The organism is Roseburia sp. CLA-AA-H209 (assembly GCF_020687575.1).
Lineage (GTDB): Bacteria > Bacillota > Clostridia > Lachnospirales > Lachnospiraceae > Roseburia_C > Roseburia_C amylophila.
Genome location: NZ_JAJEQU010000001.1, coordinates 422,404 through 441,937 on the forward strand (window position 1 = coordinate 422,404; position 19,534 = coordinate 441,937).

Annotated in this window: 29 protein-coding genes; 26 read left to right on the plus strand and 3 right to left on the minus strand. The window is 52.1% G+C overall.

What is annotated here, in order from left to right; translation table 11 throughout:
• Positions 1 to 332 precede the first annotated feature (332 nt).
• The 3 genes from LKD41_RS02100 to LKD41_RS02110 all read right to left on the minus strand — a co-directional run bounded on the left by LKD41_RS02100 (position 333) and on the right by LKD41_RS02110 (position 2,949).
• Positions 333 to 1,895, minus strand: coding sequence for a recombinase family protein (locus tag LKD41_RS02100; protein ID WP_227700241.1), 1,563 nt, complete (start codon positions 1,893 to 1,895; stop codon positions 333 to 335).
• Complete coding sequence (locus LKD41_RS02105; protein WP_227700242.1) at positions 1,882 to 2,469, minus strand: DUF4236 domain-containing protein; 588 nt, start codon at positions 2,467 to 2,469, stop codon at positions 1,882 to 1,884. The genes LKD41_RS02100 and LKD41_RS02105 overlap by 14 nt, the downstream gene beginning before the upstream one ends.
• A gap of 132 nt (positions 2,470 to 2,601) precedes the next feature.
• Positions 2,602 to 2,949: a helix-turn-helix domain-containing protein gene (locus LKD41_RS02110; protein WP_006855689.1), complete on the minus strand. Its 348-nt coding sequence runs from the start codon at positions 2,947 to 2,949 to the stop codon at positions 2,602 to 2,604.
• Positions 2,950 to 3,127: 178 nt separating this feature from the next.
• On the opposite strand from LKD41_RS02110, the gene LKD41_RS02115 reads away from it, so the two are divergent.
• From LKD41_RS02115 to LKD41_RS02240, 26 genes are all read left to right on the plus strand, one after another.
• Positions 3,128 to 3,367 carry a helix-turn-helix domain-containing protein gene (locus tag LKD41_RS02115; protein WP_006855690.1) on the plus strand — a complete coding sequence of 80 codons (240 nt, stop codon included), beginning with the start codon at positions 3,128 to 3,130 and terminating at the stop codon, positions 3,365 to 3,367.
• 21 nt (positions 3,368 to 3,388) lie between these two features.
• Entirely contained in the window at positions 3,389 to 3,991 is a 603-nt protein-coding gene (locus tag LKD41_RS02120) for a hypothetical protein (protein WP_227700243.1), read from the plus strand.
• A 141-nt stretch (positions 3,992 to 4,132) separates the two neighbouring features.
• Positions 4,133 to 4,342 (plus strand): hypothetical protein, encoded by a 210-nt coding sequence (locus LKD41_RS02125; RefSeq protein ID WP_024725574.1) that lies wholly within the window; start codon positions 4,133 to 4,135, stop codon positions 4,340 to 4,342.
• Positions 4,339 to 5,085 (plus strand): DNA adenine methylase, encoded by a 747-nt coding sequence (locus tag LKD41_RS02130; RefSeq protein WP_227700244.1) that lies wholly within the window; start codon positions 4,339 to 4,341, stop codon positions 5,083 to 5,085. The genes LKD41_RS02125 and LKD41_RS02130 overlap by 4 nt, the downstream gene beginning before the upstream one ends.
• Complete coding sequence (locus LKD41_RS02135) at positions 5,060 to 5,758, plus strand: 3'-5' exonuclease (protein ID WP_227700245.1); 699 nt, start codon at positions 5,060 to 5,062, stop codon at positions 5,756 to 5,758. Before LKD41_RS02130 ends, LKD41_RS02135 begins: the two co-directional genes overlap by 26 nt.
• A gap of 104 nt (positions 5,759 to 5,862) precedes the next feature.
• Complete coding sequence (locus LKD41_RS02140; RefSeq protein ID WP_227700246.1) at positions 5,863 to 6,141, plus strand: chitinase; 279 nt, start codon at positions 5,863 to 5,865, stop codon at positions 6,139 to 6,141.
• Positions 6,128 to 6,919: a spore cortex-lytic protein gene (locus LKD41_RS02145; RefSeq protein ID WP_227700247.1), complete on the plus strand. Its 792-nt coding sequence runs from the start codon at positions 6,128 to 6,130 to the stop codon at positions 6,917 to 6,919. The genes LKD41_RS02140 and LKD41_RS02145 overlap by 14 nt, the downstream gene beginning before the upstream one ends.
• A complete protein-coding gene (locus LKD41_RS02150; protein ID WP_227700248.1) occupies positions 6,920 to 7,921 on the plus strand; it encodes a DNA cytosine methyltransferase in 1,002 nt (333 codons plus the stop codon). It abuts the gene before it with no gap.
• Positions 7,922 to 8,218: 297 nt separating this feature from the next.
• Positions 8,219 to 8,638 carry a DNA cytosine methyltransferase gene (locus LKD41_RS02155; protein WP_227700249.1) on the plus strand — a complete coding sequence of 140 codons (420 nt, stop codon included), beginning with the start codon at positions 8,219 to 8,221 and terminating at the stop codon, positions 8,636 to 8,638.
• A complete protein-coding gene (locus LKD41_RS02160) occupies positions 8,631 to 9,260 on the plus strand; it encodes a DUF6273 domain-containing protein (RefSeq protein WP_227700250.1) in 630 nt (209 codons plus the stop codon). The genes LKD41_RS02155 and LKD41_RS02160 overlap by 8 nt, the downstream gene beginning before the upstream one ends.
• A gap of 49 nt (positions 9,261 to 9,309) precedes the next feature.
• Entirely contained in the window at positions 9,310 to 10,113 is an 804-nt protein-coding gene (locus LKD41_RS02165; RefSeq protein ID WP_006855701.1) for an ERF family protein, read from the plus strand.
• Positions 10,110 to 10,532: a single-stranded DNA-binding protein gene (locus LKD41_RS02170; protein ID WP_227700251.1), complete on the plus strand. Its 423-nt coding sequence runs from the start codon at positions 10,110 to 10,112 to the stop codon at positions 10,530 to 10,532. Before LKD41_RS02165 ends, LKD41_RS02170 begins: the two co-directional genes overlap by 4 nt.
• Positions 10,533 to 10,642: 110 nt before the next feature.
• The gene (locus LKD41_RS02175; protein WP_227700252.1) at positions 10,643 to 11,494 is read left to right on the plus strand and encodes a hypothetical protein; all 852 of its coding nucleotides are present in this window, start codon (positions 10,643 to 10,645) and stop codon (positions 11,492 to 11,494) included.
• Positions 11,433 to 12,338 (plus strand): ATP-binding protein, encoded by a 906-nt coding sequence (locus LKD41_RS02180; protein ID WP_227700253.1) that lies wholly within the window; start codon positions 11,433 to 11,435, stop codon positions 12,336 to 12,338. Before LKD41_RS02175 ends, LKD41_RS02180 begins: the two co-directional genes overlap by 62 nt.
• A gap of 11 nt (positions 12,339 to 12,349) precedes the next feature.
• Positions 12,350 to 12,913 (plus strand): class I SAM-dependent methyltransferase, encoded by a 564-nt coding sequence (locus LKD41_RS02185; protein WP_227700254.1) that lies wholly within the window; start codon positions 12,350 to 12,352, stop codon positions 12,911 to 12,913.
• A 13-nt stretch (positions 12,914 to 12,926) separates the two neighbouring features.
• Entirely contained in the window at positions 12,927 to 13,493 is a 567-nt protein-coding gene (locus tag LKD41_RS02190; RefSeq protein WP_134523092.1) for a DUF7768 domain-containing protein, read from the plus strand.
• A 1-nt stretch (position 13,494) separates the two neighbouring features.
• On the plus strand, positions 13,495 to 14,106 hold the full coding sequence (locus tag LKD41_RS02195) for a Holliday junction resolvase RecU (RefSeq protein WP_006855708.1): 612 nt from the start codon (positions 13,495 to 13,497) through the stop codon (positions 14,104 to 14,106).
• Positions 14,087 to 14,344, plus strand: coding sequence for a hypothetical protein (locus tag LKD41_RS02200; protein ID WP_006855709.1), 258 nt, complete (start codon positions 14,087 to 14,089; stop codon positions 14,342 to 14,344). The genes LKD41_RS02195 and LKD41_RS02200 overlap by 20 nt, the downstream gene beginning before the upstream one ends.
• The gene (locus LKD41_RS02205) at positions 14,345 to 14,710 is read left to right on the plus strand and encodes a hypothetical protein (RefSeq protein ID WP_227700255.1); all 366 of its coding nucleotides are present in this window, start codon (positions 14,345 to 14,347) and stop codon (positions 14,708 to 14,710) included.
• 12 nt (positions 14,711 to 14,722) lie between these two features.
• A complete protein-coding gene (locus LKD41_RS02210) occupies positions 14,723 to 15,154 on the plus strand; it encodes an ASCH domain-containing protein (protein ID WP_227700256.1) in 432 nt (143 codons plus the stop codon).
• Positions 15,155 to 15,397: 243 nt separating this feature from the next.
• A complete protein-coding gene (locus LKD41_RS02215; protein WP_151197073.1) occupies positions 15,398 to 15,631 on the plus strand; it encodes a hypothetical protein in 234 nt (77 codons plus the stop codon).
• On the plus strand, positions 15,606 to 16,283 hold the full coding sequence (locus tag LKD41_RS02220; RefSeq protein ID WP_227700257.1) for a replication protein: 678 nt from the start codon (positions 15,606 to 15,608) through the stop codon (positions 16,281 to 16,283). The genes LKD41_RS02215 and LKD41_RS02220 overlap by 26 nt, the downstream gene beginning before the upstream one ends.
• 13 nt (positions 16,284 to 16,296) lie before the next feature.
• Positions 16,297 to 17,040, plus strand: coding sequence for a hypothetical protein (locus LKD41_RS02225; protein WP_227700258.1), 744 nt, complete (start codon positions 16,297 to 16,299; stop codon positions 17,038 to 17,040).
• A 73-nt stretch (positions 17,041 to 17,113) separates the two neighbouring features.
• Positions 17,114 to 17,491, plus strand: a complete 378-nt coding sequence (locus LKD41_RS02230; RefSeq protein WP_227700259.1) for a SprT-like domain-containing protein — start codon at positions 17,114 to 17,116, stop codon at positions 17,489 to 17,491.
• On the plus strand, positions 17,492 to 18,934 hold the full coding sequence (locus tag LKD41_RS02235) for a DNA methyltransferase (RefSeq protein ID WP_227700260.1): 1,443 nt from the start codon (positions 17,492 to 17,494) through the stop codon (positions 18,932 to 18,934).
• The gene (locus LKD41_RS02240; RefSeq protein WP_118337604.1) at positions 18,935 to 19,486 is read left to right on the plus strand and encodes an RNA polymerase sigma factor; all 552 of its coding nucleotides are present in this window, start codon (positions 18,935 to 18,937) and stop codon (positions 19,484 to 19,486) included.
• Positions 19,487 to 19,534: the final 48 nt, after the last annotated feature.

Sequence of the window (19,534 nt, forward strand, 5' to 3'; positions counted from 1 at the left end):
TGGGCAATTCATTACGCATCAAGACCACGTAAGGGCTGAAAGGGGCACTAAGAATTTCCACTACATACTTTTCTTCCTGCAACCGGTGCATATTCGCATCCATGCTCAGATGCACCTCGCAGGCACATCCCTGTGCCTGCGTTGCTAAATATATCAGGAAATTCCAAGTCCCCCTAACACCCCTTACCAGGCTTGTCAGCGAATGATTTGCCCAGATAGTTTGCGGTATATTCGAATCTGCATTTCAAATTACACCTAAAGAACCTGTCACCAGCAGCTTCTTGCGGATGCTTTGTAACAACAAAAAAGCCTTGATATCATCAAGGCTTTTTTTATGCGCTTGACGGCGCAAAAGCTGAACCTTTGCAACCGTCACCACTGACAGCGCCTTCCACCAGTTTGAGATCAACCTTGCAATTCTCTCCTGAGTAATTCATCACTAAAACCAGATGATCGTCGTCGTACAAATAGACGGAATTTAGGAACGTATCGACCAACATAATGCGATACGCCTCGTCGTTTATATCTCCAGAGCGGAACCTCTCTAAAAAATAGATAATTTGATCCCGCTCAAACTCTGGCTCTGCTAAGAGCTCGTGAGCTATTCCCTTTTCAATGTCCGCGCGATCAGCCTCCAGCTCCATGAGCCGGGTTTTTGTACTCGGGGTAATTATGCCGGCTTCAATGGCCGCCAGCATGTTGCTGATTGCTTTCTCGTTTTCTTTCTGTCGGATCTCCAGCGCATGAAGGCCGGACTGATCCTTTTCTCTTTTCTGGTACTCCATGACACGATCGGCAATCTGCTCGATCAGTTCGTCGTTGTGTACGATTTTGACAAGCTCACCGACAACAAGGTCCTCGATCCAGTCTTTAGGCACCGACTCCTTCTTGCAGCTCCGGCCGCGCTTGCGCTTCGTACATGAGTAATAGGCGTATGCTTTTCCGGTGTGACTGGTGCCGCCGTCGCCTATCATCGGAGAACCACAAAGCCCGCAAAACAATTTTGTTGTAAGCAGGAAATTTTGCGCCTTGCCTCTGGCCGGTGCGTCGTGGTTTATTTTTAGCATTTTCTGAACCCTCTCAAATAGATCCCGATCGGTAATTATGGCCGGGATCCCATTCTCGACATAAATGTCCTCATACTCATAGACACCAATATATTTTTTATTCGATAGAATACGCCGGAGGCTGTTCTTGTTGAATTTACCGCCCCGGCTCGTCCGGTAGCCCTCTGAGTTTAGTCTCTCGTATATATCCTTCGCGCGCTCACCCTCGGCATACTCCTCGAAGATCCTGCGAACGATAGTGGCCTCGGCCTGATCTATCATATAGCGACCGTCTGGGCCGGTTTTCAACCCGAGGCAGGTCTTTCCCAGCGTTTTGAGCTCCAGCGCGCTGTCATAGTTGCCGCGCTTCACGTTCTGGGCGAGGTTTTCGCTGTAATACTCAGCGTAGCCCTCCATTACTGACTCTAATATAATACCCTCCGGGCCGTCCGGTATGGTCTCTTTTGCGTAGAAAATACAGATCCCGTTCTTTTTGAGCTTATATTTATACATGGCTGAATCGTAACGGTTCCGGGCAAAACGGTCCATTTTCCAGAGCAGCACGCAGTTAAAGCGGCCCTTCTCGCTGTCCTTCATCATTCTTTGAAAGTCTGGCCGCCGGTCCACTCGTCCAGTCATTGCCTTGTCGATGTATTCGCCTATAACAATAATGCCGTGCTTTTTGGCGAACTCGTAGCAATCGCGGAGCTGTCCCTCGATCGACTCCTCACGCTGGCCGCTGCTGGAATATCTTGCGTATATGACCGCCCGTAATGGCTCTACGCCGCAGGAATTATCCGAGCTACCTCCTGCGGCATATTTTCGAGCCGTGTTTTTACTTGTCGGCATTATCCTGAGTGCCTGACTCTATTACGGTATAGCCGTAAGCTCTGGCAGTCTCGGCCGCTGCCTCCCGCTGCTCCTCCAGAGAAGCCTCTGCAAGATCAGGATCCGGCTGTCTGGTATACTCAGCAACCTTCAGACCAACCACCGCGCCGGTGCTGTCGGTGAATTTGTTGCAACAGATCATAACCATGTCAATGATCCAGCCGAAGCCCAGACCACCGACGGTAAAAATATAAAGGACTCCGGTGCCAACCTTGCCAACATAGAAGCGGTGAGCCCCAAAGAAGCCGAGGAACACGCAGAGGGCAAGAGTTACCCACTTGTTTTTATTTGAGGCCACCACGGCGGCAGCAGGCGCCTCCTGAGAGGCGGATCCGGCAGCAGTCTGGCCCATTTTCGTACTTGTTGAGTAGGAAAGCCCGGTACCCGGGATCCCTACCGTTGTTGTCACCCGGTCGCTGGTGCTGAATGTTTTCTTGAAACCCTTCGGGCCGATTGATATGCTTGCGCTCTTTGCACTCAGGTTCAGGCGAACACCCGGCGCGATCTTTTTGCTCTTTCTAAATCTCATTCCCATATATAAGAACCTCCTTCGCTTTTATTGTAACCGATCATCGGCCGGAGTTCTGGGCCGGCCGCGTCGGTTATGTAAAATCAAGTTTTATAACATTTCCCTCTCGGGAAGTTCGGGGGCGTTTCTTATGGTAATTTATGCCATTTTTTGATTGTCCCCTTTTTCGTCAACGCCGAGCGTGCGAAGCACACAAGCCTTGCCTATTGCGTCGGTTTTGCGGTATGCTATGATTATTTCCTTCTCTATATCAGATAGCGGGAAATCATTGACAACCGCCTTTGACTCCCAGCCCATAAGGTACGCCGGAGAACAATTAAAGAGCTGAGCCAGTGAGACGATCGTCTCATGCTTAATGTTCTTTATTTCTCCGCTCTCGTACCGCTGCGCTGTCGCTTCTTTGACTCCTAAATACTCAGCCACTTCTAACAGCGTTTTACCGGCTGCGAGCCGCCGCTCCTTTATTCGGTCGTTGATCTCGGCCATGTCTGGCACCTCCTTCCTTCTTATTTAGAACACCCTTAGAATATCACAAACTTACGCAAAACGCAACTAATACTATGCATAATATCAAAAAACTTACGCAAAAAGTATTGACACGCTTGCTTGCTGGTGCTACTATAACCTTACGCAGTAGGTAAGTTTTTAAGAAAGGAGGCACACAATGGCAGAAATTTATAAAACCGACTACATCGAGATCAAAAAGATCATGGCAGAGAAAGAAATCAAAACAATTAAGGAGCTCGCGGAGAAAACCGGGATCAATAGAAACACACTTAGCAACATATTAAACGGGAAAGTGCAGCCCTCGTCCGACGTCATGGAAAAGCTCGTATTTTCTCTGGAGATCCCGCCAGAAAAGGCCGGCCGTATTTTTTTTAGCCTTATCTTACGCACCGCGTAAGTTAGGAAACGGAGGTGCACAATGAAAGCAAAAGACTACTACCCTACTTACATACCGCGCAAGTGGATCCACTTCGCTGAGCATGGCAGAAAATACCGGATCCGCAAGAAATACCGCAACCGGATCCTGCGAACCGTAAGCAGCCACCCCTCAGATTTTGAGACGGTCCTCTTTAATGTAATGCAGCACACAAGCCGCAGCGGAATGACTACCGCGGAACTTTGCCGAGGTCTCACCGCCCCGCCGATCCCTGATTATTTTAGAGACTGCTCCCCAGACGACGGCATACAGATCCCGGACGATATTCGACAGCTCAGTGAGAAGCTCGAGGAGCTCAAAGAAATCATAGAGCGCACGCTCTCCCCAGTGCTCGACTGGATCAAAGAGCTGGCCGGTAAAATTGTGAAGGTTGTACGCGACGCGGTAGACCGTATCTGGTGCAATGATCGCCACTGGTGGTACATGGCAGAACACCACAAAAAGCGCCGGATCCGCAAGAAGTACAGAACCAAGATCAAACGCATGGCAAGAGACAGAGCCCGCAAGCTGCTCCACTCTCTCGGGTGTGATACCCCAGAGGAGCAGGACGACACCGAGGCCGGCGACGACGAGGAGGTTCCCTAATGGCAAGAAAGAACTCACAAGCGAGACAAGCAGCCTGCCGAATATGCGGTAAGGACTGGCAGATCAGCGCTCTGGCCGTTATCCCTCCGAGTGGTTACGTCTGCCCGGTGTGTGAAACCAAGCAGAGGAAGGAGCGACTTTATGGCAATGAAAACACTCAAAAGCGTGGGATCCAGAACCCCGCAAAATATCAACATCGAACTCGATACACTCCCGGAAAATGAGAGCGACGCGCTCTGCAGGACCATAATCAGCGGAATGTCGAGAGCGTTCGAGGATCCTGCCGTTATGGCAGATTATCAAAACTGGAAGAAACAGAGACAGCAAAGAAAGGAGGCAGCAGCCCTATGAAATACATGGGAAGCAAGGCGAAAGTCGCCCGCTACATCGTGCCGATCATTCAGAAACAGATCGAGCGCTCCGGCTATGAGACCTATCTCGAGCCATTCTGCGGCGGCTGCAATGTGATCGACAAGATCGAAGCCCCGCAGCGGATCGCCAGCGATTGCAACAAGTACCTGATCGCCCTCATGCAGCACATTCAGGCAGGCGGCGAGCTCCCGGGCTACATCGAGCGCGAGGAATACGCCAAAGTCCGAGCCAACCGCGACGACTACCCGGAATGGTACGCAGGCTATGTCGGTTTTGTGGCTTCGTATAATGGCAGATTTTTCGACGGTGGCTACTCTGGCAAGACTCAGACAACCGGAGGACTCCGGGACTATCAGGACGAGGGCCGGCGCAACATCGAGGCGCAGCGGGACAAGCTGAAGGACGTCATTTTCTTACATAAGGACTACCGGGCATGGAACCCGACCGGGTGCGTCATTTACATGGATCCACCCTACGAGAACACAAAGCAGTATAAATCGGTTGAAATTTTCGACCACGCGGACTTCTGGAGAGTCGCACGGCTCTGGAGCCATGACAACATTGTACTAATCAGCGAGCAGGAAGCTCCTGACGACTTCGTGCCGGTGTGGATCCACAGCGTAACCCGCACCATGAACCAAAATAAGACGATAGCAGCCACCGAAAAGCTATTCGTTGCGAAGGAGGTGCTCGAGCGTGAGGAAATTGTTGCAGCAGTTTAAGAAAATTGTATTTTTCGATACTGAGACAACCGGCCTCGATCCTGAAAAGGATCAGATCATCGAGCTGGCTGCTGCTCTCGTAACCGAAAACGGCATAGAGCTCAAAATCGACGCTTTTTGCAAGCTGCCGGAGGGCGAAAAGATACCGGAGAAGATCGTCGAGCTGACTCATATCACCGACGACATACTGGCAGATAAAGGGATCGACTACCGCGAAGCCTGCAGGATCTTCTGCAATATGCTCCACAGTGACAGCGAGGTGCTGCTGGTGGCTCACAATATCCAGTTTGACCTGCTTTTCATTCTGGAAATGTTCAAACGCTGCGGCATGGTTCCGAAAGCTCCAAAGCTCCGGGCGCTCGACTCCCTGACGGTATATAAGGACCGCGCAGCGTACCCGCACAAGCTGGCGAACGCGATCGAGCACTACGGCCTCACTGATAAGGTCCAGAACAGCCACAGAGCGATCGACGACGTTCTGGCGCTCTACGAGGTGACTAAGGCCATGAGCGAAGAACGGGACGACCTGACGGACTACATCGACCTTCTGGGCTACAACCCGAAGTACGGCATAACCGGCCGGAAATTGAGACAGATCACATACATGCCCCAGTCTTACAAACTCGGGTGCAGACTGCCGGATCTTATGAATGGAGGTGGATCTTGTGAGTAACGGCGTACTTATTACCCTGATTATTTGCGTAACGCTGGTAATTATCAGCTACAACAACAAAGGTGGAAAAGACAACGACAAAAAGTAAAGGAGGCGCGCAACACATGGCCGAAGAATACAGCCGCAAGGCGGTTTTTGAGATACTGGGCCAAGAGGTCCCAGACAAGGAAATGAAACGGGCCGAGTCTTATGCAGACAGAAAGCTCGAGCGGGCCACAGAAATGCAGCCAGAGGACGCGGCGACGTACCGCTCCGGCTGGTATCGCGTTTTGCTGGTGGTCGATCTGGTGAAGCAGCTCGCCTTCCAAGACTTCACGCTCGCCCTCTGCGAGCTGAGAAACTACGAACCAAAAGGAGGCATACAGACCAATGCAAACACATGAGGACATAAAAAGGGCCAGACGCCCAGAACGTCCAGCCCAAGTGACCGCGAAGAAGGAGACGGTGCTCTCGCCTGAGCCCGTCCATAATTTCAAAGATCACAGAGAAATTATAGCACGAAAACGCAGAAAAGCCAATAGGCGCCGCGAGGTTTTCCTTGCCAGACTGGCAGCAGGCGCCGCTCTGGTGCTCGTTGTGACCGTTACCGTGAGTCTGGTATCTTGCAGCAAGAAAAAAGAACCGGTAAACACTCCGGCAGCAGAAACAACAGAGACACCGCAGGAGACTACTCTCATAATTCAGGACGAAACACAGCCGGACGGCTACTACTTCGCATATCTGACAGAGAACGGAGAACCTCACGCGGTAGATATGGAGGAGCTCGCAAGATCATGGGCCTCTGAGGCCGGTTTTGAACTCCGGTACGAGCTGACAGACGCCGAGCGCTACGAGGTGGCCCAGATCGTCACAGCAGAGGCCGAGGGCGAACCGCTGGCGGGTAAAATTGCAATTTGCCAGTGTATCCTGCAGGCATGTGAGGACGACGGGATCCGGCCGGCAGAGGCAGCAGACCGCTACTCCTATTCCAAGAAAAGACCTGAGCCGTCAGTGGAGGCAATGCAGGCCGTTCGGTATGTGTTTGACTTTGGAATGACAGCAAGCACCGAGCCGATCAAATACTTTTACAATCCCGATCTTGTGGCGAGTAAGTTCCACGAGTCGCAGCGCTACATAATGACAATTAACAACCACCGCTTCTATGCGGAGAAGGAGGACTAAATGCAACCGATAGTAAACGACTTTTTCTGCGGCTGCGGAGGCATGGGCGTCGGGTTCCTTAATGCTGGCTATAAAATAGCCGGGGCGTGGGACTTTGACAAATATGCGGTGCAAAGCTACGACCACAACGTCGGGCACCATGTAAAGCAGGCAGATATTAAAGAAATGACATGGCAAGACGTCCCTTTTGCTCATGTTTGGGCTTTTGGGTTCCCTTGTCAAGATCTGAGCGTTGCCGGTAAGCAAGCCGGGCTACTGCTCAAATGCCAAGATTGCGACAGCGATTTTGCTATTGATCCGAGCAATTTCACGGGACAGACAACCTGCCCGAGCTGCGGATCTAAAAACTATAAAGCAGCCAGTCGCTCTGGGTGCTTCTATGAAATAATGCGCCTGATTGATGAAACCAGAGAACACGCACCGAGCTCACTCCCCGCCGTGCTTGTCGCGGAAAATGTAAAAGGCTTAACTCCGTATATTCCAGTGCTTGCGGCTGAATTAAAACAGCGCGGATATATCGCCCACGTTAAATTATACAACTCAAAATTTTGGAATGTAGCACAGAGCCGGGAACGCTACTACATAGCGGCCACCAGAGACGACCTGCCGGACGTTTTGCAAATGCCAGAGCAGAACGAAGATCCTGAAAAGGTTCCCAAACTGTCGCTTTTTCTGGACGATAACGTCCCCGAGAGATTTTACATTCCAAACGAAAAAGCCCAGAAAATTATCGAGCAGGCGCTCAAAAGGCTGGAGGAACTCGGGAAAGTACATGCAACTATTACGCCAGACCGTATCGAGAAAAGGCAAAACGGTCGACGAGCCAAAGACGACGAGGATCCAATGTTTACGCTTACGGCTCAGGATCTCCACGGCGTAATTATTCAAACCGAGGAGGACGACGAAAACGGCATTATTGTCTCTGAGATATGCAACGAGACTGGTCTGCTGGATCCAAACGGCTGCGGTAAAACCCTCCGAGTTGGCGGGGGGGGTCATTGACCAAGAAGCACAACTACCAGCACATACTGTTGAGCACATCGGAATAACGGTGACGGACTACGCCACCAATTTGCAGAAATTCACCGATACAGCAAATTGCCTTCAGGCAAGAGACTCTAAAGGCTTCGGGCGTCAAGGCATGACTGCTGTCATTGAAATATCAAAGGAGGACGAAAATGCCAAAACTTGAAATGATCGGCTTGCTGGATATAAAGGGGCAAGACTCCATTCGGCGAGTGTACGATCCTGACGGTCTGGCTCCTACCCTTACGACTTGCGGGGGGGGGGTGTAGACAAGTGAAAATTTTAGATAAAAAACGATACAGAGTCAGAAAGCTAACCCCAACGGAATACGGACGCCTGCAGGCGTTTCCTATGGAGCATTGGGAGCAGGTAGTCTCAGACTCTCAGGCTTATAAGCAATTCGGTAATGCAGTAACCACAACCGTTGCAACCGGCGTAGCTGAGTCGATAACGGACTTTTTGAGCCACGTCGGAATATTAAAGGAGGACACCACAATGGAAGAAATGAACAAGGCAACCAGCGCTCAGGCACAGACTGAAAACCCAGCCATAGCCCAGATAACTGCTATTTTGCAGCCTAAAAAGGAAAGACTCACAGAGCTCATGAACGAAGAAAGTCAGCTCAGAACAGAGGTTGAGGCTCTCGAGCTTGCTATTTTAACAATTCAGAACGGAGGGAAAGAAAATGCCTAAGTTAATTCAGACAACCACAACAGAGACAGAAACAACATGGAAAGGACTCGCTAACCTGATAAAAGGAGGCGGCGGCACATTAAAGATTGGCGACATTATCACAGAGAAAACCCTCGACGGTGAGGAAATGGATCTCGTAGTCGTTGACATGGGCCCGGACTGGGCTCGCTTCGAGAGCAAGGACTGCCTGCCGGTGGAAGTTGCCTACAACCAGAACAACAGAAACGCCGGCGGCTTCGCAGACTCAGACGTCAAACGCTACTTAAACGAGGAAGTTTTCAATAATCTGCCGGAGGAGCTTCGCAATGTGATCGCCGAGGTTGAGCGTAAGCAGGAAAACGGCGAGAGCTCACTCTGTCGCCTCTTTTTACCTACCGAGTCGGAGTTGTTCGGGGACTGCTGCTATTCAGAGGACGGCACATACAGCCAGATCGAATACTACAAGGACCGCCGCAACCGTATCAAGTGCAACAGAAAAGGTGGATCACCTGATTGGTACTGGACCGCTTCTGTCAGGAGTGGCAGCTCGACTGATTGCGTGACCGTCGGCAGCGGCGGGTACTCCAACTACTGGAACGCCAGCCACGAGCTTTGCGTCCCGGTCTGCTTCGTAATTCAGTAAATCATAAATCCCGCCGCCTATGTGCGGCGGCATAAGGAGGAGAAACCACATGCAAGAAGAACAGAAAGAAACCGCAGCGGGCTCCCCGGTTGCCTCATTCCAGACGCGGCGGGACAAACCGATCGAGGTAATGAGCCTGCAGGAGAAATTCATCGAACTGCGGCGCCAGATCCCGAGGATTGAAAAGGGCCAGCACAGCGAGGAGGTTCCCTATAAGTTTGCAAAGATTGACGACGTCTGGAGAGCTATCACTCCCACGATGAATGAGCTCGGCGTCAATTTCGACATTATTCAGGAGGAAAACGCCCAAATTAAAACCATGAACACGCAGCACGGCGGCCTCATGTTCCTTTATGAGTCCGATCTGACAATGCGCTGGACCAATGCAGACAACGAGGACGACACCGACGAGGCCCAGACTCACGCAATCGCATGGAACGACGATCCGGCCAAAGCAAAAGGCAGCGCGTGGACCTATGCTATAAAATATTATCTTTTTGAAAAATTCAGCATTGACATGGGCGAGACTGATCCAGACATGAAGGGCAAGCCAAGCGCTCAAACAGCCTCACAGCCGGTCAGAAATGCCGCAGGCAACCAACAGAGCCAACAAGGCAATAAAACCGCTCAGAGCGGCCAGAATGGAGCCGAGAAAAAGCTCACAGCGGCCCAGCTCGACAGAATGTACCGGAAAGCTCAGGACGCCGGGCTCTCCAAAGAGCAGACAGACGGCAGGATCAATTATTTATACAGCAAGAAACCAGCCGACATGACTCGGGCAGAGTATGACGACATTTGCAAGCGCATGGACGACACGGCCAGAGAGCTGAGGAATGGAGGAAATAGACAGTGAACAAAGTCATTTTAATGGGGAGGCTCACCAGAGATCCCGAAGTACGATACACGCAAGGTAATGAGCCTATGGCGATAGCCCGCTACACTCTCGCCGTGGACCGCAGAGGCAGAAAAGACGGAGGCGAAGCAACTGCCGACTTTATCCAGTGCGTTGCCTTTAGAAATAACGCCGAATTTGCTGAGAAATACCTGAGACAAGGCGCAAAGATCGCAATAACCGGCAGGATCCAGACGGGAAGCTACAACGACCGCGAGGGCCGCAAGGTATACACTACCGAGGTTGTTGTTGAGGAGGCAGAGTTTGCGGAAAGCAAGAATAAAAACGGCAACCAGCAGGAACCTCCAACCGGTCCTGCAAGTGGCGACGGTTTTATGAATATACCGGAGGGCGCAGACGATCAACTCCCTTTTAATTGATTTTTGCCCTACCGGTCAACCGGTGGACGACCACCGGACGACCGACAAACGACCAAAACAGAAAGACACGCCAAGAAAAAGGACGACCAAAAAAGGAAGGAGGAAACGCCGTGGCATGGTTGAAAATTTATCAATCAATTAGACAGCATAGAAAAATTTTAGACGCAGCCGACGCTCTCGAAATAGCTCCACCCTACATGATCGGGCTCCTGACTTCGTTCTGGCTCTGGGCTCTCGATAATGCCCCGGACGGCAACGTCTCGGAGATAAGCGCGCGAAATATAGCCCGCGCAGCACAGTGGGACGGAGACGCCGACGAACTGCTGCAAGCCTTTATTTCTGCGGGTTTGCTGGATCAGGGCAACGAGGATCCTGCTACTCTCACGATCCACGACTGGGAGGAATATGCAGGCACTCTGATCCAGCAGCGCGAAGCCGAAAAGGAACGCTCCAGACGCCGCCGAGCGGCTGCTAAAAAGACCGAAGGACGACCGCCGGACGACCAACAAACAACCGCTGGCAGAGTAGACAAGACTAGAGTAGATAAGACTAGAGATATAAAGGATCCTTTAAGTGCTCCTCCAGAGCACGAAGCAGCGGCGCCTGCTAAATCAGATCCGACTCCGTATGTGAAAATCATGCAGTTATACAACGAGATTTGCGTCAGCTTCTCGAAGATCCAGAAGATTGACGGAGCCAGACGCAAGGCAGTGGCCGCAAGATTTAAAACCTACCCGAATATTGAGACATTCGAGACACTATTCAGAAAAACCGAGGCAAGCAGCTTTATGAAAGGCGAAAACGATCGCAACTGGCGGGCCGACTTCGACTGGATAATGAAACCGACAAACATGTGTAAAGTGCTGGAAGGCAAATATGACGACAAAGGAGGCCCGGACAATGGCAACGAACCACCAAGCGGATCACGCTACAAGCTCACCGGCTTCACAGCAGCCGAGTGACGGCTGGTTTTACAGCAACGAGGAAAGAGACTGGCCGGAACCACCACCGGAGCCGGTGCCGTGTGAATATTGCGGAAAGCTCCGGTATCACAGAGGCAAAGAACTCAGCAACATGGGCGACCGGATCTTCTGGATCCCCACCGCTATTCCTTGCAACTGCCCGGGAGCGGTCGAGGCAAGAGAAAAGGAACGGCTCGAACAAGAGCAGGAAGAAAAACGGAAAGCCGAGGACGAAATCAGACGCCGGGTGTCACGTCTCAGATGTGACTCAGGAATGAGGGGTCGCTTTTTAGAGCGAACCTTCAGCAACTACCTCACCCCGGACGAGAGAACAGCCAAAGCGAAAGAAACGGCCATACGATACGCCCAGAATTTTGACAATATGGGCCAGAAGAAAAACGGGCTTTTCATACTGGGCGACATAGGCGTCGGAAAGACTCACCTCGCTGCTGCTATTGCCAACGACCTGATCCAGAGAGGCCGGCCGGTTATTTGCATGACAATGATCGACATGCTGGCAAGGATCAAGGCTACATACGACAAGCGCGAAATCTCAGAGGGTGAGATCCTGAGAGTTTACGAAACGGTCCCGCTCCTCATTATCGACGATATGGGGAAAGAGCCGCCGACAGATTGGGGCGTCTCGAAGATCTACGCGATCATAAACGCCCGCTACGAAGGCTACAAGCCAACGATTGTAACAAGCAACTACACAGACACCGAGCTGGAGAAACGCCTCACTCCTCAGAATGGGGACGACATGACAGCGAGGGCCACTGTGGACCGACTGCGAGAAATGTGCGAGGCTCTCGTCATGGAGGGCCAGAGCTGGCGCAGCAGATAAGGAGGCAGACAATGAGTGCAACAAACAGAGGAAGCACCAGAAAGCCGCACGACTTCTACCCTACACCGATCCCGACGATCGAGACATTTCTCGACGTTTTCCCTCTGAGGGGGGGGATCGAGGTGCTGGAACCGGGAGCAGGTAGCGGCAACATAATCAAGACACTACAAAAATACGGCGATTTTTCGATCGACGCGGTGGAGATCAGACCAGAGGAGGCACAACACCTGCAGGATCTCGGCGTCAATGTGATTATTGACGACTTCCTGAGTATGGACCTCGGGAAAAAATATGATCTTATCATCGGCAACCCGCCATTTAATCAGGCGATCGAATTTGTTGAGAAATGTCTCGGGCTACTTAAACCGGGCGGCAGGCTCATTTTTCTGCTCCGCACCGCATTCATGGAAAGCGACCAGCGTTTTGAGTTCTGGCAGCAGGAAGATCACCGGCTCGCCGGACTCTATACCCTACATAAGCGCCCGAGCTTTACCGGACACGGAACGGACGCCACGAGTTACTCGTGGTTCGTATGGCAGCCCGGCAGCAGTCGCCAGACAATAAAAATTATTTAAGGGAGGGCACTGAATGAAATTAGCCTATATTTGCTCACCGTGTCGCGGTGACTATGAGAAAAACATCATCAAGGCGCAGGAATACTGCCGCGAGGCAATGAATGACGGCCTGCTGCCACTCGCCCCTCATGTGTATTTTACGCAGTTTGTGGACGACACCAACCCAGAGGAAAGAAAGCTCGGCCTGCGCTGCGGGCTCCAGCTCCTCAGACATTGCCAGCTTATCAGAGTTTACGGCTGCAAGGTATCTGCAGGAATGTATGACGAGATCCAGCTCGCCGGAGTGCTCGACATTGAGATCCAAGTTTTCGGCCCGCCGGAATTTATCGAGAACGTGCTGGAGATCTACAATCATGCAGCAGTAACACAGCGCAGACCTCTGAGAAAACACGCCGTCTCTGCCGCTGCTGCATACGCCGATCAGCCTGCTGCCGCTCCACTACTCGCAGAGGCCGGCAAGAGTCTCAGAGAGGTTACTGCGGTTCATATCAACATAGATCCGACGGAGGCCTCAGAACTCGGCGAAATGATTGCGAACAGTCTGAAAAATGGCACCTCAATGTTGAGAGGGGGTGCGTGATATGAGTAACGGACGAAATTCAGAGGGCTACCCGGATCCTACACCATGCGAAGCCGAGAGAAATATCGAGTATGAGCGCAGGCAGCAGGGCCGCCGTGCTAAATACGCCGGGGAACGCTTCGAGAATATGATCTCCGCAGCGTGCAACTACTACCGCTCCCAGAATATTGCGGACATTGAGAAAACGCCGGAGCCTATGCGGCCACTGAAACCATACGGAGATCGCAGACGCGGCCAATATGTCGCGGTTTTCACCAAGAAAGCCCAGAACGACTATAAGGGAATACTCAACGGCGGCCGATGCATTGCCTTCGAGGCCAAACATACAGACGCCGACAAGATCGAAGCCTCTGCCGTGAGCGATCGGCAGGCTGAGCTGCTGGAGAACTACGAGAAAATGGGCGCGAGCTGCTTCGTGCTCGTGAGCTTCAAGTTTGAGCAGTTCTACCGCATACCGTGGAGCGTCTGGCGAGATATGAAGGACATATACGGCCACAAGCACTTGAAACGCAGCGAGATCCAAGACTATGAGATCGGCCTCAATCATCTGGGTACGCTGGAATTTTTGAAAAAGACAAAGGGAGGAACGCACAATGCTGACACGCGCGCTTAATGATTTGAAAAACCCAAAGAGTAAAACCGGATCGCTCCAGATTATTGCGACATTCACCGGGACAACCGGATCAATGGGATTTGTCACCGGCCAGCGTTACGAACTGATCGTGAGATATATCCGCAGCCGTGGACGCTTCGAGGTGAAAACCAGAGACGGCCAGCTCTTTTGCCCTTATCAGAGCACGGAGGCCTTCGCGAAGAACTGGAGCGCCTCAGCTATCCAGAAAGGAGCCTAGATGATCGAGAACTACACCAGACTATCCTCGAGAATGTTCACAGCAACGGTAGTCGGAAAGGATAAGAACGGGAGAAAAATCACAGAAGGCAGGGAAACGTACAAAACGCCCAGCGGAGTATATGAGATCGAGGACTGGGCTCGGCTCGTTGAAAAAGCAGCCGAAGCCGACGGCCTGCTCCCGTTGCTGGAACAAATAAAACGCCATGTAAAGGAATACGCATGGATGAAAAACGCCAGCGACATAAATGTGCTGATTTTAGCGGCTGAGTGCCTGACCGGGCGAGCCTACGAGCACTGGGAAGGCTTTGTTATTCCAATGAATACGCAGGCAGACGAAACGGGACAACTAACATTTTGCTTTTAGAAAGGAGCCTAAATGAAAGCAATAACAATATGGCAGCCGTGGGCCGAATTTATAGCCGCCGGCGTAAAACATAACGAGACAAGAAGCTGGGCCACAAAATACAGAGGACCAATTGCGATCCATGCAGCAGTCAAGCCAATACGCCAAGTCGTACCGCTTCTGTCAGAAAAAGCCTTCGGGCTCATGGTTGAGAAGCTGGAAAAAGCAAGCATGGCAAACGGTGAGCTCCTGACATATTTCAATTACGGAGAAATAATTGCAACGGCTGAGCTTGTGGCGTGCCACCTCATAACGGAAGAATACCTCTCTACTCTGCCTGACACCGAAAAGGCTCTCGGAGATTATTCTCTCGGCCGTTACGCATGGGAGCTGAGAAACATCAAAGAACTGCCGGAGCCCATAAAAGCCAAAGGCCAGCAGGGGCTCTGGAACTGGGAGGCATAACATGAACATAACAATAAAACCGTGGAAACCCGGAGACGGCGGGCTTATATGCCTTCCGCTCCGCTCCAATATACCAGACGCAAGCAAGCACCCAGACTGGCGCCTCGTCACATGCCCGAGCTGCGGCCGGGAGTGCTGGGAGCCAGAGCTTGCGCGTCAAGTAAAGGCAGCGGGAGCCGCTGGAGTTTGTACCGAGTGCGCTCTCAGGGCCGCAAACACACCGGGAGGAGGTGAAAAGAAGAAATGACCGCAGCAGAAATCACGCTCGGCGCCGTCGTGTGTGCATTATGGGCCGTTTTCCTGATTTTGTCAGCAATCGGAACCGTAGTAACCCACAAAGACGCCAAAAAGAAAGCCGCAGAGCTCCACATGGTAGCTTATGCGACCTATCAGCTCAGCCTTCGCATTGACGAGCTGAACAATTCCAAGACCAAGAAGGAGGATCCAGAAAATGAAGAAAACAAGCGTACAGAGTAACATCAACCTCGAAACTCTCGCCGGCGGTGCTTTTGCTGAAAAGCTCAACGAGGCACTCATGCAGGTGGCCGAGAACATTCAGAACCCGAACACAGAGGCAACCACCAAGAGACAGATCCAGATCACGCTCAAATTTGCACCGAACAAAACGAGACAGCTCGTAAGCACCCAGATCGCCGTCACGACCAAGCTCGCAGCAACCGAAGCAATCGACACTCAAATGATTATGGGCATAAATATGAGAACCGGCCAGATCGAGATCGCAGAATATGACGGCCAGATCCGTGGCCAAATGTCATTTAACGATCTGCAGGCTCAGGAACAGCCAGCAGAACCGGCTCAGGCTACCACTCCCGCTGCTAATGAGACACAGCCGGCAGCAGGCGCCGAAGAACAGCAGCCAGCACCTACCGGCAAGCCTCTGGACCTGAAAAACAGAAATAAAAAGCCAGCAGAGGTTCCGACCGATCAGGAGCAGGAAAAGGCAGAGGCGGCAGCAGGCGAACTCGTACCGGGCAGAGACTTCGATCCTGAGACGGGCGAGGTATTTGAGAACGGTCGCCCACCGGTCGACCAACCAACAACCACAGAACAGCCGAAAAGCAACCAGCACAAAGTCATTACAATGGGCCCAAAGGCCGTAAACGCATAAGGAGGACGAAACAATGGAAGGAATAAAGGAAGCTATCGCATATATCACCGGACTGGCAGTAAAAGCCGAGGATCCGAAAACGGTCGAGATTAACGGCAAGACATACTGCACGAAGGATCTCGTAAGATATGACGCACCGGAAAAGGCGGCGCCTATCTCCGCAACCACTCTCACCTCACTGGTGGACTACATCAAAGAAAACCGCGAAGAATTGCGCGATCGTATGATTATTCAGGTAGTGAACGAAACAAAGGTGCTTTTATACTCTGGCCTGCTTGCTGAGCGCGACCGTGAGACGCTTTTCGAGGTCAATGCCCTGCTGCCTCGTTTTGAATATGGCAGAGAATACGATCAGGAGAGCTTTCTCATTTCTATGCAGTCATGCTTCAAGGAAAGCGACGACCGCGAAGCTGTCACCATGCTGGCAAGCAATATCGTGAACACTCAGGAGGCTACCTTCTCAGACAACGGCACAACCCAGCAGGCAGTTATGAAAACCGGAATAACCACGAAGGACAACGTACTCGTGCCGAACCCGGTAAACCTGATCCCGTACCGCACATTTTTGGAAGTTGAGCAGCCGGCCAGCGACTTTGTTTTCAGAGTAAGCGAAGGAAGAGGCGGCGCTCCGGTATTCAAGCTCGTGGCTGCTGACGGTGGCGTCTGGAAGTCTCAGGCGGTGGCAAATGTCAAGGCGTACCTCACGGAAGCACTCAAAGACATACCGGACAGAGACAAGATCACAATCATTGCATAATGTCACCGACATAAATGTCGGAATCATCAAGGGAGGGCCCTGCTGCCCTCCCGCATATTGCAGGAGGTTATTCATGGAATTATTAAAAAGCCCATTCTTAAACGATCCGAGCAGCCTCGTGGCTCAGGCTTTTGCTGAAATTTACCCGGGCACGGAATACGAGGCCATACTGGTTGATAAAATCACCACAGAGGACGGCACAGAAATGGTCGGTTGTACCACATTTCCGGACGACGGCACTCTCCCGCTCATAGAGGTGGCCGGACATATCCCGGCAGAGGCAGTCCCGGAGATACTGGCGCACGAGCTGGCTCATATCGTAACCGTAGGCGACGAACACGGGCCGGAATGGAAAAAAGCCTTCGAGGCTATTTACAGCAAATACAACGAGCTCGCGATCGCTCGTTTTGGAGCTCAGGAACCAGAAGAAAACCAGAAGGGAGGCGATTAAGTGGCGAAATCAAAGAAAACGCTCGAAATCACCCAGACAAAGACGAAGGCCAACCGTCAGGAGATACAGATCAACGACATGGACTACACAACCAGCGCTGAGCCGAAAGCGTTCGCAGACGGCCGGCCGGTTTTTTGCGCACATGACAAAATTGTGCCGATAAAGGAACTCAGAGAAAACCCTCTAAACCCGAATAAGCACCCGGACGATCAGATCAGAGCCCTCGCTGCTATCATCAAGGCAACCGGCTGGAGGCAGCCGATCACCGTGAGCACCCGATCGGGCCTGATCGTAAAGGGCCACGGCAGACTCGCGGCGGCAAAGTATGGAAAATTCAAAGAGGCTCCAGTCGACTATCAGAACTATGCCAGCGAGGAGGAGGAACTGGCCGACCTCATGGCAGACAACCGGATCGCGGAGCTTGCGGAAATCGACAGCGTGAAACTGGCCGAGGCTTTTGAGGCGGTAGACACCGGGGCGATCCCGTTTGAAATGACCGGCTACGAGGAGTCGTTCTATCAGGAACTTGCGACAGCTCTATGCGAAGCGGACCACGACAAGGAGGAAGCAGACGACGACACCGTACTCCCACCGCCGGAGGAACCAGTCAGCAAGCTGGGGGATGTGTGGATCCTCGGCCGCCATAGACTCATGTGCGGAAACTCCACCAACACAAAGGACCGCGAGGAGCTGCTGGCGGGAGCAGAACCGGAGCTCATGCTCACAGATCCACCGTATTGCAGCGGAGGCCACCAAGAGAGCGGAAAGTCTACCGGAAGTATCGGAACCGTAAGAAAAGGCCAGACAGACGCGCCGAAGATTGCAAACGACATACTCAGCACCCGCGGTTATATTAAATTATTAACCGCAGCCTTCGAGGGTATCACTCCTCTATTTGCTTATGTGTTCACCGACTGGCGCATGTGGATCTATTTGTATGACATAATCGAAAAATCAGGCTTCGGAGTCCGTTCGATGATCGTATGGGACAAAGAGACACCCGGCATGGGCGTCGGCTGGAGAAGCCAGCACGAGCTCTGTCTGTTCGGCAGCAGAGGCAAGGCGAAATTCGACGGCCACAAAGGTTACGGCAATGTTTTGAGGTGCAGCAGGTCCGGGAATGAGTTACACCCGACACAGAAGCCAGTCGAGCTTATGGAAATGATACTCGACAACATGGATTTTGTAAAAACGGTTTACGATCCGTTCGGAGGCAGCGGGACCACTCTCGCGGCAGCAGAAAAGACCGGCCACACCGCCTATCTCATGGAATTAACGCCGGGCTATACCGACGTAATTGTAAAGCGGTATTTCAGGATCACCGGCAACAAGGACCAGATCCAGCTCATAAGAGACGGAGCCCCGGCAGATCCGGCAGTATACGCCGAGATTTTCGACGATGTAGGCATAAGCTCAGAATACAAGGAAGGAGAATATGAATAAATGGCAAAACAGAAAAAACCAAGCATACCGCCAGAGATCAAAAGCTACATAGACGAGGTGGCGAAAAAAACCGCGGCAGCAGTCTCAGACGCATACAAGCCGTTGCAGCAGCCGCAGAACGCAAAGGCAGCGTTTAAAAACACCGAGGCTCGTCTCTATGCCCTCCCGGTGCTGAAGGTCAAGATTAAGGACGACGAGGAAAAGATCGAGGAGCTGAGAACCTACGGAACCCCAGCGAGAAGCAAGTCGATCACCAGATTTTCAAAGAGTAGCACCCGCATGGATCCAGAGGAGGCTCTCGAGGCCATTATCAAAGACAAGCAGGCCTGCATTGAGTCGGATCAGCACGAAGTCGATGTTCTCGAGGAGGCTCTCGAAATCATCAAACCAGATCCGTATTATGAGTCAGTAAGCGGCCGCTACTTCGAGGGACTTGACAACGAGGCCATTGCTGAGTCACTGGGCTGCGACGCGACAACCGTCTGGAGGAACCGCCAGCGCCTTATTAAGAGCCTCTCCGTCCGTTTATATGGCACGGCCGCCATTGATTAGCCGCCGCCGGCAGCAGGCTGAGCGTGCAATTTACCGGTGCAAAAAAGA

Bases quoted from the DNA above. Each gene is read 5' to 3' on its own strand.
- LKD41_RS02100 (WP_227700241.1), bottom strand. From the start codon at position 1,895: ATGCCGACAAGTAAAAACACGGCTCGAAAATATGCCGCAGGAGGTAGC.
- LKD41_RS02105 (WP_227700242.1), bottom strand. From the start codon at position 2,469: ATGGGAATGAGATTTAGAAAGAGCAAAAAGATCGCGCCGGGTGTTCGC.
- LKD41_RS02110 (WP_006855689.1), bottom strand. From the start codon at position 2,949: ATGGCCGAGATCAACGACCGAATAAAGGAGCGGCGGCTCGCAGCCGGT.
- LKD41_RS02115 (WP_006855690.1), top strand. From the start codon at position 3,128: ATGGCAGAAATTTATAAAACCGACTACATCGAGATCAAAAAGATCATG.
- LKD41_RS02120 (WP_227700243.1), top strand. From the start codon at position 3,389: ATGAAAGCAAAAGACTACTACCCTACTTACATACCGCGCAAGTGGATC.
- LKD41_RS02125 (WP_024725574.1), top strand. From the start codon at position 4,133: ATGGCAATGAAAACACTCAAAAGCGTGGGATCCAGAACCCCGCAAAAT.
- LKD41_RS02130 (WP_227700244.1), top strand. From the start codon at position 4,339: ATGAAATACATGGGAAGCAAGGCGAAAGTCGCCCGCTACATCGTGCCG.
- LKD41_RS02140 (WP_227700246.1), top strand. From the start codon at position 5,863: ATGGCCGAAGAATACAGCCGCAAGGCGGTTTTTGAGATACTGGGCCAA.
- LKD41_RS02145 (WP_227700247.1), top strand. From the start codon at position 6,128: ATGCAAACACATGAGGACATAAAAAGGGCCAGACGCCCAGAACGTCCA.
- LKD41_RS02150 (WP_227700248.1), top strand. From the start codon at position 6,920: ATGCAACCGATAGTAAACGACTTTTTCTGCGGCTGCGGAGGCATGGGC.
- LKD41_RS02160 (WP_227700250.1), top strand. From the start codon at position 8,631: ATGCCTAAGTTAATTCAGACAACCACAACAGAGACAGAAACAACATGG.
- LKD41_RS02165 (WP_006855701.1), top strand. From the start codon at position 9,310: ATGCAAGAAGAACAGAAAGAAACCGCAGCGGGCTCCCCGGTTGCCTCA.
- LKD41_RS02180 (WP_227700253.1), top strand. From the start codon at position 11,433: ATGGCAACGAACCACCAAGCGGATCACGCTACAAGCTCACCGGCTTCA.
- LKD41_RS02185 (WP_227700254.1), top strand. From the start codon at position 12,350: ATGAGTGCAACAAACAGAGGAAGCACCAGAAAGCCGCACGACTTCTAC.
- LKD41_RS02190 (WP_134523092.1), top strand. From the start codon at position 12,927: ATGAAATTAGCCTATATTTGCTCACCGTGTCGCGGTGACTATGAGAAA.
- LKD41_RS02195 (WP_006855708.1), top strand. From the start codon at position 13,495: ATGAGTAACGGACGAAATTCAGAGGGCTACCCGGATCCTACACCATGC.
- LKD41_RS02200 (WP_006855709.1), top strand. From the start codon at position 14,087: ATGCTGACACGCGCGCTTAATGATTTGAAAAACCCAAAGAGTAAAACC.
- LKD41_RS02205 (WP_227700255.1), top strand. From the start codon at position 14,345: ATGATCGAGAACTACACCAGACTATCCTCGAGAATGTTCACAGCAACG.
- LKD41_RS02210 (WP_227700256.1), top strand. From the start codon at position 14,723: ATGAAAGCAATAACAATATGGCAGCCGTGGGCCGAATTTATAGCCGCC.
- LKD41_RS02215 (WP_151197073.1), top strand. From the start codon at position 15,398: ATGACCGCAGCAGAAATCACGCTCGGCGCCGTCGTGTGTGCATTATGG.
- LKD41_RS02220 (WP_227700257.1), top strand. From the start codon at position 15,606: ATGAAGAAAACAAGCGTACAGAGTAACATCAACCTCGAAACTCTCGCC.
- LKD41_RS02225 (WP_227700258.1), top strand. From the start codon at position 16,297: ATGGAAGGAATAAAGGAAGCTATCGCATATATCACCGGACTGGCAGTA.
- LKD41_RS02230 (WP_227700259.1), top strand. From the start codon at position 17,114: ATGGAATTATTAAAAAGCCCATTCTTAAACGATCCGAGCAGCCTCGTG.
- LKD41_RS02240 (WP_118337604.1), top strand. From the start codon at position 18,935: ATGGCAAAACAGAAAAAACCAAGCATACCGCCAGAGATCAAAAGCTAC.